The 11,358-nt window shown below is 57.7% G+C and carries 8 protein-coding genes, 1 tRNA gene and 2 rRNA genes (1 of these 11 only partly in view); 5 read left to right on the plus strand and 6 right to left on the minus strand.

From position 1 onward, the window contains the following. Nucleotide 1: 1 nt before the first annotated feature. The 3 genes from ACS5RD_RS01915 to ACS5RD_RS01925 are packed head-to-tail and all read right to left on the minus strand — an operon-like array spanning nt 2 to nt 3,343. Nucleotides 2-847: a carbohydrate ABC transporter permease gene (locus tag ACS5RD_RS01915; protein ID WP_489929752.1), complete on the minus strand. Its 846-nt coding sequence runs from the start codon at nt 845-847 to the stop codon at nt 2-4. Next, the gene (locus ACS5RD_RS01920; RefSeq protein ID WP_489929753.1) at nt 847-1,821 is read right to left on the minus strand and encodes a carbohydrate ABC transporter permease; all 975 of its coding nucleotides are present in this window, start codon (nt 1,819-1,821) and stop codon (nt 847-849) included. Before ACS5RD_RS01920 ends, ACS5RD_RS01915 begins: the two co-directional genes overlap by 1 nt. Beyond that, nucleotides 1,790-3,343 carry an ABC transporter substrate-binding protein gene (locus ACS5RD_RS01925; RefSeq protein ID WP_489929754.1) on the minus strand — a complete coding sequence of 518 codons (1,554 nt, stop codon included), beginning with the start codon at nt 3,341-3,343 and terminating at the stop codon, nt 1,790-1,792. The genes ACS5RD_RS01920 and ACS5RD_RS01925 overlap by 32 nt, the downstream gene beginning before the upstream one ends. 260 nt (nt 3,344-3,603) lie before the next feature. Here ACS5RD_RS01925 and ACS5RD_RS01930 point away from each other — a divergent pair, with 260 nt between their 5' ends. From ACS5RD_RS01930 to ACS5RD_RS01950, 5 genes are all read left to right on the plus strand, one after another. After that, complete coding sequence (locus ACS5RD_RS01930) at nt 3,604-4,923, plus strand: NAD(P)H-dependent oxidoreductase (protein ID WP_489929755.1); 1,320 nt, start codon at nt 3,604-3,606, stop codon at nt 4,921-4,923. 89 nt (nt 4,924-5,012) lie between these two features. Continuing rightward, a complete protein-coding gene (locus ACS5RD_RS01935) occupies nt 5,013-5,936 on the plus strand; it encodes a thiamine pyrophosphate-dependent dehydrogenase E1 component subunit alpha (RefSeq protein ID WP_489929756.1) in 924 nt (307 codons plus the stop codon). A gap of 2 nt (nt 5,937-5,938) precedes the next feature. Then, nucleotides 5,939-6,967: an alpha-ketoacid dehydrogenase subunit beta gene (locus ACS5RD_RS01940; RefSeq protein ID WP_489929757.1), complete on the plus strand. Its 1,029-nt coding sequence runs from the start codon at nt 5,939-5,941 to the stop codon at nt 6,965-6,967. A gap of 4 nt (nt 6,968-6,971) precedes the next feature. Next, entirely contained in the window at nt 6,972-8,594 is a 1,623-nt protein-coding gene (locus tag ACS5RD_RS01945; protein WP_489929758.1) for an acetoin dehydrogenase dihydrolipoyllysine-residue acetyltransferase subunit, read from the plus strand. A gap of 20 nt (nt 8,595-8,614) precedes the next feature. After that, nucleotides 8,615-9,577 (plus strand): sugar-binding transcriptional regulator, encoded by a 963-nt coding sequence (locus ACS5RD_RS01950; RefSeq protein WP_489929759.1) that lies wholly within the window; start codon nt 8,615-8,617, stop codon nt 9,575-9,577. A 163-nt stretch (nt 9,578-9,740) separates the two neighbouring features. Here the strand turns inward: ACS5RD_RS01950 and ACS5RD_RS01955 are convergent. The 3 genes from ACS5RD_RS01955 to ACS5RD_RS01965 all read right to left on the minus strand — a co-directional run. Further along, a tRNA-Met gene (locus ACS5RD_RS01955) sits at nt 9,741-9,817 on the minus strand. A 91-nt stretch (nt 9,818-9,908) separates the two neighbouring features. After that, nucleotides 9,909-10,023 (minus strand): 5S ribosomal RNA (gene rrf, locus ACS5RD_RS01960). 248 nt (nt 10,024-10,271) lie between these two features. Next, nucleotides 10,272-11,358, minus strand: a 23S ribosomal RNA gene (locus tag ACS5RD_RS01965); it runs 1,756 nt beyond the window's last position.

Raw genomic sequence — 11,358 nt, forward strand, 5'->3', positions numbered from 1 at the left:
CTTATCCTTTCACGGCACCCATCGTCAGACCGCGCGACAAGTGCTTCTGGATCAGGATCACCAGGATCAGGATCGGCACGAAGGCAAGGAAAGACACAAGAGCGATTGCATTGTAGATCACGCCATCCGAGCCGCCCGTGAAGTTGGCAAGCGCCACCGACATCGTGTAGGCCTTCTCTGTCGAGGCGATGAGCAGGGTGAACAGAAACTCGTTGATGGCAAAAATCGCGGCGATTACGGCGGCGGTGATAATACCGGGCAGGCAGGCCGGAATGATGATTTCCCATAGGATGCGCAGATCACCGGCACCGTCGGTGCGGGCGGCATCCTCCAGTTCCTTGGGGATATCCAGCATATAGCTGCGGATGATCCAAGTCACGAGGCTGAGGTTGATGGCAGCATAGACCAGCATTAGCGCCCATACACTGTCCAGCAGCCCCATCTTACGGAACAAAAAGAAAATTGGCACGGCAACGATGGCCGGGGCCATCATGCGGGTGGAAAGAATGTAAAAGCCAATATCCTCACGCCCCTTGAACTCGTAACGCGAAAGGGCGAAGGCGGCGGGGATTGCCAGACACAGGTCAATGATGACGGATCCGGTGACCGACACCAGCGAGTTCCGGAGGTATTGAGCGATAGGCCAGTTCTCGATCAGCTGGAACCAGGCGTCAAGTGACAGAGTAGGGATATATATGGGATACGTGCCGACAATTTCAGTTCTGGGCCGGAAGGCAATCGACAGGAACCAGATAATCGGAGCAAGGCAGGTCAGGGCCCATGATCCCAGAACCAGATAGCGGATCAGCATGCTTTCGTTGCGGTTTTTGCGTTTCGCTTGGGCCATCATTTCTTCCCCGAATGGAAAGCGCGTTTCACCACGGTCTGAGCCACGATGATGGTCAAGGTTAGCATCAGCACCGAGGCGGCAGAGGCGTAGCCGAAGTTGAACATCCGAAAGCCCTGACGGTATATGAAGTAGCTCATCGTTTCAGTGGCTCCGCCGGGAGAACCTTGGGTCATGATGTAGACGTTCGTGAACATCGTGGTGATGTCGATGCCGCGCAGGGTGACCGCTACCACGATGACTGGGCGCATCATCGGCAACGAAATGTTCCAGAAAATCGCGGGCCAGCTTGCGCCGTCTAACCTTGCGGCTTCTTCAATCTCTTGATCTTGCCCCTGCAGGGCGGCCACGAAGATGATGAACAGGAACGGCGTCCATTGCCAGACATCGGCGACGATCAGGGTCAGCCTTGCCAGTGGGATCGAGCCGAGCCAGTCGACATTGCCATCGGTGATGTGAAGCCGCATCAGCAGATCAGAAATCACCCGCCCGTCGTTGAACGCCAGCTTCCAAAGGAAAGCTACCGCCGAGGGCATGAACAACATCGGCATCAAGTAGGTGATGCGCCAGCCGCGGATGAAGGAATCGCGATAGGCGAAATAGGAAATTGTGAGTGCGATCATGGTTTGGACGATAAGGGAAATCCCACCGATGATCGCTGTGTTGGTCAGGGCCTGCCAGAACTCTCGATCGGCCAACAGCGTGGTATAATTGGTCAGGCCCGCCCAGTTCCATGCCTTGAATGTCACGACGAACAGGCTTTGGTAAATCGCAAAGACGCCGGGGTAGAGGGTGATTGCCAGCAGATAGATCAGCGCCGGGGCGACCAGCAGGTATGGAAATGCGGCACGCATCCGGGGTGAACGGTGCCGCGTTGGCCGATTGGGGGTGGCTTGCGCCACCCCCCTCGTCCCAGCCACAGGATTACTGTCGGCCATCGGATCAGAATGGCAGCGGCTTGCCTGCACCCACATAGGTGCCAGCTTTCACATCCGCGTATTGAACCGGTGCCTTATCTGTGCCAAAGCCGTTCTTGGTCAGGATGGCAGCCCAAGCCTTTTGGCCGTTCTCCAGCGCTTCCTTGCCGGTGATCTGGCCGGTGATCGCGCGGTTGATCTCGTTGCCCAAGGCCTGTTCCATCTCGAACATGCCGGGGATACGCGGGCTGCACCAGGCGTGATCCAGGCTTTCGGACCATACCTTCATCGGCTGCGACACTTCACGCAGCTTTTCGTTGGCCAGAACCGAACGATAGCCCGGCGCCACGCCATTGGCGTTGGCTTCGTTCATCGCCATGATCGAGGATGTGGTCAGGAAGGCCAGCATCAGGAAGGCGCCCTCAGGGTTTTGCGCGGTCGCGGTGACGCAAGACGTTGAACCCGCGATATTCGGCGGAGCCCAGATGCCACCCGCAATACGTGGTTCATAAATGGTGGTAAAGTCGCCGACGATCTTGGACTGGTCAGGACGCATGGCTTGTGTGCCGGAATCCTGCCACGAGATGTTGGTGGCAACCTGACCGCCCAGCCATGCCGCTCGGTTTTCACCCCAGCTTGCGCCCGAAACACCTTCAATAGCGTTTTTGGACAGTTGCAGCAGGATATCCATGCCCTTCATCGAGGCATCAGAGGTCAACAACGGCTGGAAGTTGTCGTCGAACAGCTGCATCCCGGCTTGGGCCGCAATATGCTCCCACGTGTAGGTGGACCAGAAGCCGCGCGCACCCAGCATGCCGATGCCTGCCACGCCGCCACCGAGTTTGTTCGCCTCGCCCGAAACGCGGATCAACTCGTCATAGGTCGGGATCGACAGGGCACGGTCCACCGGGCCACCCAGAACCTTTTCCATGACCGAATTGCGAACGTGAACCATCTGAATGTCGCAGTCGAACGGGATGCCGACCAGCTTGCCCCCGAAGTAACCATAGTTCAGGCGATAGGTGTCATAGAAATCGTCCAGCGGCAGGTTCCATTTGGCGGCATAGTCGTCCAGGGGGGCAAGAAAGCCCGGACCCGCAAAATCGCCCAGCCAGGCCGAGAAGAACTGCAGCGCGTCGAACGCGGCATTGCCAGAGATGAACTCGGCAATCGCCTTATCGTAGAAGCTGTCATCCGGGATCGGAACCAGCTCGACCTTGATGCCCGACAGTTCCTCAAATGGTTTAAGGCCCGCGGCGGCGGAATCGGCATCGGCTGCACCAATGGCAAAACGGACGGTCTTTCCGGCCTGTTCGCTGCGAACCTTTTCCCAGTCTACCGTGCGAATCCAGTCCTTCTTGGGATCCCACAGCGGATCATCAGTCATGCTGTACAGCTTGCGATAATCCTCACGTACATAGCCCGCAACCGATATCTTGTCGAGAATCGACTGGATGTCGGGCAGGTCAGAACTGGCCAGTGCAGGCAGCGCAAAGCCAGCAGGCACGGTAGCCAAGCCGAACGCCGCGCCGGTGCGCAAGAACGACCGGCGGGAAAGCCCTCTCATAGATGTATTCATTCCATACTCCTCCCAGAGTGTGATCTGCACTAAGCCTTCATTGCGTGACATCACCCCAATCGCACGCGCTCCCCCGTGCTTCAGGGTCTAAAAAATTGCCACATTGTGAACTTTAAGTTCGCATTTCCATAGTGTGTGCAGACTATGCGACCTGTCAATCCAGTTTTTTGCGGGGATATCAATATGCATCTATGAACTTATGATTGACAATATTGCAAATGTACACATAACTTGTGGCAACTGGATACAGGAGAACAGCAATGCCCACGAATGTCGCCCTGACGGGCTTGGCCAAAGACCTGGCCGCGCGCGCTGAAACTGGCAAGCCCGTGCGAATCGGTCTTGTTGGGGCCGGCGAAATGGGCACTGACATTGTCAGCCGCGTCGCCCACATGCGCGGCATCGAAATTGGCGCCATCAGTGAACTGAACTCTCAGGCAGCCGGGCGTTCTGTGACAATCGCCTACGGTGACCCGGACCGCGCCGTTGCAACCGACACCACAGACGCGCTGAACGCAGCCATCGAGCAGGGCCGCATCGCCACAACCCAAAAAGTCGAAACGCTGCTGGAATCTGGCCTGATTGATGTGGTGATTGACGCGACGGGCATTCCCTCGGTCGGTGCAGAGATCGGCCTTGCTGCCATGGAACGCGGCAAGCATCTGGTTATGATGAACGTCGAGGCCGACGTGACGATTGGCGCCTTTCTTCGATCAGAGGCAGAACGTCTTGGCGTAATCTATTCGCTGGGCGCGGGGGATGAACCGTCGTCCTGCATGGAGCTGATTGAATTTGTCAGCGCCATGGGTCACCGCATCATCAGTGCGGGCAAAGGCAAGAACAATCCGCTTAACTTTGACGCCACCCCGGACACATACACCGAGGAAGCCGTCCGCCGTCATATGAACCCGCGCATGTTGGTCGAATTTGTGGACGGCTCCAAAACAATGGTGGAAATGGCTGCGATAGCCAATGCGACCGGCCTGATCCCTGACCGCCCCGGCATGCATGGCCCGGCCTGTTCGCGTGATGAGCTGAACAAAGTGCTGATCCCGACCTCGGCAGGTGGCGTCCTGTCATCCAGCGAAGGACGCGTGGATTACTCCATCGGCAAGGGCGTCGCTCCTGGGGTTTTCGTTGTGGCTGAGATGGATCACCCGCGTATCCGGGAACGCATGGAAGACCTCAAGATGGGGGAAGGTCCGTACTTCACATTCTTTCGGCCCTATCATCTGACCTCTCTCGAAGTGCCACTGACCTGCGCTCGCGTGGTTCTGTATGGCAAGGCCGACATGGTGCCGATGGCCCGTCCTGTTGCCGAGGTTTGTGCTCTGGCCAAGAAAGACATGGCAGTGGGCGAAACGCTCGATCAGATCGGGGAATATTGCTACCGCGCCTGGATCATGACCGCCGCCGAAGCCCGAACGGCCGGGGCCATTCCTTGCGGGCTTTTGACCGGAGCCAAAGTGACCGCACCGATCAAAAAGGGGGACCTGATCACCCGCGCCAACGCTGCAGTGCCGGTCAACAGCAAGATTGCTGCACTGCGGGCGCGGCAAGACGCGATGCTGGGGTTGTAAAGATGGCAGAACCAGCACTCTCCCCAGACAACCGCCCCTTCGCCATTCGGCAGTATTCGCCTGCCCAACTGCGTGAGGCCCTAAAGCGGATGTACCTGATCCGCCGCTTTGAAGAAGGCGCCGAGGACAGCTACACCCGCGGTCTTATCCACGGCACCATGCACCTGTCCATCGGCCAAGAGGGCAGTGCCATGGCAACCTGTATGGAACTGACCGACGCTGACAAGATCACCTCGACGCACCGTGGCCACGGACATTGCATCGCCAAAGGTGCCGATGTGGGCCGGATGTTCGCAGAATTCTTCGGCAAGGAGACCGGCTATTGCCACGGGCGAGGCGGCTCCATGCATATCGCTGACATAAAGACCGGTAACCTTGGGGCCAACGGCATTGTCGGCGGCGGGCTGCCCATCGCTGTTGGGGCTGCCTTGTCGGCAAAGCGGTTGGGCAAGTCCGACGTGACGGTTTGCTTCTTCGGCGACGGTGCCAACAACGAAGGCGCGTTCCACGAGGCGCTGAACATCGCCAGCGTCTGGAAGCTTCCGGTGATTTTTGTATGTGAAAACAATGGCTACGGCATGTCCACTTCCACCGCCCGATCCACTGCCGTCAAGTTCATATCAGAGCGTGCGGCCGCTTACTCCATGCCAGGCGTAACGGTAGACGGCAACGATTTCTCGGCCGTCTCCGAAGCGTTGCACCACGCCATTGTCCGGGCCCGGGCGGGCGAAGGGCCAAGTCTGGTCGAAAACCTGACCTACCGCTGGCGCGGCCATTCCAAATCCGACCGTAATCGCTACCGAACGAAGGGCGAAATTGAAGAATGGATGGCAAAAGACCCGATTGCCCGCTTCCGGGCCGAGTTGATTGCGCATGGCGTTCTGGATGACGCTGCCGCCGATGCCGTTGCCGCAGAAGCCGTGGCCGACGTGCAAAAGGGCATCGAATTCGCAAAATCGGGCCCTTCGCCGCAACTGTCCGAAGTCACCCGCTACGTCTACGCAGAGGTTTGAACATGAATGTCGTAACCAATCCTGTGACGGCGGGCGGAACTGATCAGCGTATCCTGTCCTATGCCGAGGCCATCCGCGAAGCGATGGCCATCGCCATGCAAGCCGACCCCACCGTGATCCTGATGGGTGAAGATATCGGCGTCTATGGCGGTGCCTTTCAGGTAACATTGGATTTAATCGACCGTTTTGGCCCAGACCGCGTGATGGACACGCCAATTTCCGAACTGGGCGGCGCCGGCGTCGCAGTGGGTGCTGCGCTGACCGGCCTGAAGCCTATTTTTGAGTTTCAGTTTTCCGATTTTGCTATGCTTGCGATGGAGCAGATCGTCAACCAAGCCGCGAAATTGCGCTATATGCTTGGTGGTGAGGCCTCAGTTCCCGTGGTGTTTCGGATGCCGTCAGGCTCTGGCACGGGTGCCGCTGCCCAACACAGCCAAAGCATCGAGGCGTGGTTTGGCCATGTCCCCGGGCTAAAGGTGCTGCAACCCTCTACACCGGAAGACGCCAAGGGGATGCTGCTGGCCGCCTTGGCCGACCCGGATCCAGTGATGATTTTCGAACACAAGTTGCTGTACAAGATGAAGGGTCATGTGCCCGAAGGCAGCTATCTGACACCGATCGGCAAAGCCCTCGTGCGCCGCACCGGGACAGATCTGACCATCGTTGCAGGCTCCATCATGCTGCACCGCGCACTGGAGGCCGCCGAGAAACTTGCCGCCGAAGGCATGAATATCGAGGTGATCGACCTGCGTTCGATCCGCCCGATCGACCGCGAGACCATCCTGACGTCGGTGCGCAAGACAGGCAAGCTTCTGGTAGTTTACGAAGGCGTCAAAGCCTTTGGTGTCGGGGCCGAAATCAGCGCGATGGTCGCGGAAAGCGATGCCTTCGATTATCTTGACGCCCCGATCCTGCGCCTTGGGGCAGCAGATGCTCCAGTGCCGTACAACCCCGATCTGGAACGCGCCTCGGTGCCACAGGTTAACACGATCGAGGCTGCCGCCCGGCGCCTTGTGCGCCGCGAGGTTTAGATCCATGCCGGTCGAAGTTATTCTGCCCAAGGTGGACATGGACATGTCCCACGGCACGCTGTCCACCTGGCACGTAGCCGAGGGTGAGCTGGTCCAAAAGGGCGCACCTTTGTTCGATATTGAAACCGATAAAGCCGCGATGGAGGTCGAAGCCCCCGAGACGGGCTATTTGCGCCGAATCGCGGCACAGCCGGGCGACAAGGTAGCTGTGGGCACAACGATTGCTTGGCTGTACGCCGCGGATGAGGCCTTTGATCTGCAACCAGCGACAGTGCCAGAAGCAGCTGCGTTACCGAGTCCATCTCCAGCCGTCGCTCCGCAAGCGACTGAAGTGATTTTGCCCAAGGTGGACATGGACATGACCCATGGCACGCTTGCGGTCTGGCATGTAGCAGAGGGCGAACTTGTCAAACAGGGTGCCCCGCTATTCGACATCGAGACTGACAAGGCCGCGATGGAGGTTGAAGCGCCTGCGACGGGTCGGCTGCATCACATAGCGGCCAAACCCGGCGACAAAGTCGCTGTAGGTGCCATCGTGGCGTGGATTTATCCCGAAGGCATGGCTGTCAGCCTGCCTCCCGCGCCCGTTGAGGCCGCGGCAAAACCTCTTCCTGTGAAAGCGGTTGTTCCGGTTCAGGCTGCCGAAGTGGCGCAACCCGTCGCAACCTTGGCAAGACGTGCGACACCTGCCGCACGCAAGGCGGCAAGAGACTCTGGGCTGACCCTGTCAGAGGTCACGGGTACTGGCCCGCTTGGTCGGGTTCAACACGACGACGTGACGGATCGTTTGGTGCAACATACAGCACATGTTGCAGTTGAATCAGCATCCGCACCTGGCTGGATACCCGAGTCCGGCTCTCTGAACATTTCGCGCCGCAAGGGTGACGGCAAACCACTTGTCCTGTTGCATGGCTTCACCGCCGACAGCCAGTCCTGGGCCCCGTTCGAGAAGGCTCTCGGCCTTACGCGCCCCTTGGTGCGAATTGATCTTCCTGGTCACGGCAAATCCCCCAAACGGCATGTCCGCAGCTTTCAGGACCTGTCGCGTATGATCGTCGAGACTTTCGATGAAGCCACACGGGATTTGGAAGATGTTCACGTCGTCGGCCATTCGCTTGGCGCGGCTTTGGCGCTGGCGCTGGCCGACATCCGGGGGCGGCGCATCGCCAGTCTGACGTTGATCGCCCCTGCCGGTCTTGGCCCGGAAATTGACGCTGCAGCCCTGAACGGCATTGTTCGCGCCAGTCGCGTCGAAAGTTTGGCTCCTTGGTTGCGAAAGCTGACGGCGACTCGGGAGGGCATCAGCGATGATTATGCGCGTGCCGCGATGCGCTCGCGTGAGGATGCGTCTTTGCGCGCGTGCCAAGCAGACATGGCATCAGCCCTGTTTCCGGACGGCGTACAAGCCTTCGACCTGCGCGCCGCTTTGTCGCGCATTGACCTGCCCACACAGATTCTATGGGGCCGCAGCGACCATATCGTACCATCCGCGCATGGCATCTTCGCAGATGGTGAATTCGCGCTTCATCTTCTGACAGGCGCAGGGCATATTCCCCAGATCGAATGCCCGGACCGGGTTGCGCGGATCGCCCAGCGGATGATCAACGCTGTCGAGGTTCTTGGCTGATCACAAGGCTGGAAACTGTCATGCAAGTTGCAACTCATAGCTTCGGCATTCAAAGCGAGGCTGACAGGCTTCGGGCACGTGCCATCTGGCTGTATCACGTGGAGGGTTCGACGCAGAACGATATCGCCACCCAGCTTGGCATCAGCCGCGTAATGGTCGTTCGGCTTCTGGCCGATGCGCGCCGCAGAAACGAGGTGCGTATCACGATTGCAGCTCCGCTGACCGAGACTTTGCTGATTGAGCGGGATGTCGAAACGCGGTTTGGCATAAACCGGGTCATCGTAGCGCCTTTTTCAGACGCCGAGGCTGATCCGGTCAAAGTCATCGCCGCCGCCGCAGGCAACTTCATATCATGCGAGATGAAGCCTGGCATGACAGTCGGTGTGGGCTGGGGCCGAACCTTGTTCAACACCCTGCCCTTCATCACTGGAGCCACACTGGACGACTTTCGCGTTGTATCGCTTTTGGGCGGTATCGCCGCTGCACGCCGCTTCAACCCCGCTGAATTCGCCTGGCAGTTTGCCGAACTGTTTCAGGGCGAGGGCTTTTTGATCCCCGCGCCCGCCGTCGTTGACAGCCCCGAGACCAAACACGCCCTTCTGGAGCGGTGCGGGCTTTCGGCGATCTTCGAGATGGCGGACAAACTTGACATCGCGCTCCTCTCATGCGGCGGCATCAGTTCTCTGACCACTAGTTATCGGACGGGCTACCTCTCGGAAGCAGACCGCCGCTCTCTCGTCGAGGCGGGGGCCATTGGCGACGTCTTGTATAACTTCATCGATGCAAACGGTGATCTGGTCGATCATGAAGTGAACAGCCGGGTGATCTCGGTCAATCTAGCTCGTCTAAGGCGCACACCAGAACGCGTCCTTATTTCGGGTGGAAAAGACAAATTGGTCGCATTGCGAGCAACCATTAGGACTATAGTTCCCACGACGTTGATTACTGATGAACAAACTGCATTGGCGCTGATTTCTGAATGATATGCATGATCAGCCTCTGCAATTCATTGCCTCTCCAAACGCAGAAAAGTCCCGGCTTTTCAGGGGGACTCGTCAAACGTTGAGGTGGCGTTGAGGTGTTTCGCGTACTGCTATACACAAGCGAAACACTCAACATTTAAGCCATTGATATTTTGTAAGATTTTGGTTGCGGGGACAGGATTTGAACCTGTGACCTTCAGGTTATGAGCCTGACGAGCTACCGGGCTGCTCCACCCCGCGACGGTCGTTCCCGTTGGTGGTGTGGGAACGTGGTCTCAGCTGGTTTTGTGCTGAGGGCTTGCTATCGTATTGAGAGGTTGTTTCTTGTTAGGTTTGGCGGTGACCTACTCTCCCACGTCTTAAGACGCAGTACCATTGGCGCGACGGCACTTAACGGCCGAGTTCGGGATGGGATCGGGTGTTTTGCTCGTGCTATGTCCACCAAACCAAAGAAGAAACAAGCTGTGCTGGAAGGCTGATCGCGGTGTTGGAGTTGATCCAGAACCGCGATGGGCCTTCTTCGCATAGCAAACATCAGTATGTGATCTTTATCCTGCTCATGCAGGGTTTTAGATCATCAGATTGTTCCAAGTTTAGGCTGTCTTTCGACAGCGTATGTACGCTTTTGACATGTCATTTCTTTGACATTACGACCCAGAAGCTTTGGTTATCACTAACCTTGCTGTTACTGGATCAAATCAAGCCTATCGAGCAATTAGTACCAGTCAGCTGAAAGCATTACTGCTCTTACACCTCTGGCCTATCGACGTGGTGGTCTTCCACGGCTCTCAAGGGAGACCTTGTTTTGAAGGGGGCTTCCCGCTTAGATGCCTTCAGCGGTTATCCTGTCCGAACATAGCTACCCAGCACTACCGTTGGCACGATAACTGGTCCACCAGTGGTCCGTTCACCCCGGTCCTCTCGTACTAGGGGCAACTCTTCTCAAGTCTCCTACACCCACGGCAGATAGGGACCGAACTGTCTCACGACGTTCTAAACCCAGCTCACGTACCTCTTTAAATGGCGAACAGCCATACCCTTGGGACCTGCTCCAGCCCCAGGATGAGATGAGCCGACATCGAGGTGCCAAACGATGCCGTCGATATGGACTCTTGGGCATCATCAGCCTGTTATCCCCAGCGTACCTTTTATCCGTTGAGCGATGGCCCTCCCACTTGGGACCACCGGATCACTATGACCGACTTTCGTCTCTGCTCGACTTGTCAGTCTTGCAGTCAGGCAGGCTTATGCCATTGCACTCAACGACCGATTTCCGACCGGTCTGAGCCTACCTTCGCGCGCCTCCGTTACAATTTGGGAGGCGACCGCCCCAGTCAAACTCCCCACCATGCAGGGTCCCGGACCCGGATAACGGGCCGCGGTTAGATATCAAGATGGCGAAGGGTGGTATCTCAAGGGAGGCTCCACGAAGACTAGCGTCCCCGCTTCGATGCCTACCACCTATCCTGCACATCACAATCCTGATACCAGTGCAAAGCTGGAGTAAAGGTGCATGGGGTCTTTCCGTCTAACCGCGGGTAGTGTGCATCTTGACACACAGTTCAATTTCGCTGAGTCCACATTTGAGACAGCGGGGAGATCGTTACGCCATTCGTGCAGGTCGGAACTTACCCGACAAGGAATTTCGCTACCTTAGGACCGTTATAGTTACGGCCGCCGTTTACTGGGACTTCAATTCAGAGCTTGCACCCCTCCTCTTAATCTTCCAGCACCGGGCAGGCGTCAGACTGTATACGTCGCCTTACGGCTTCGCACAGCCC

The organism is Cypionkella sp. PAMC25878, assembly GCF_058135695.1.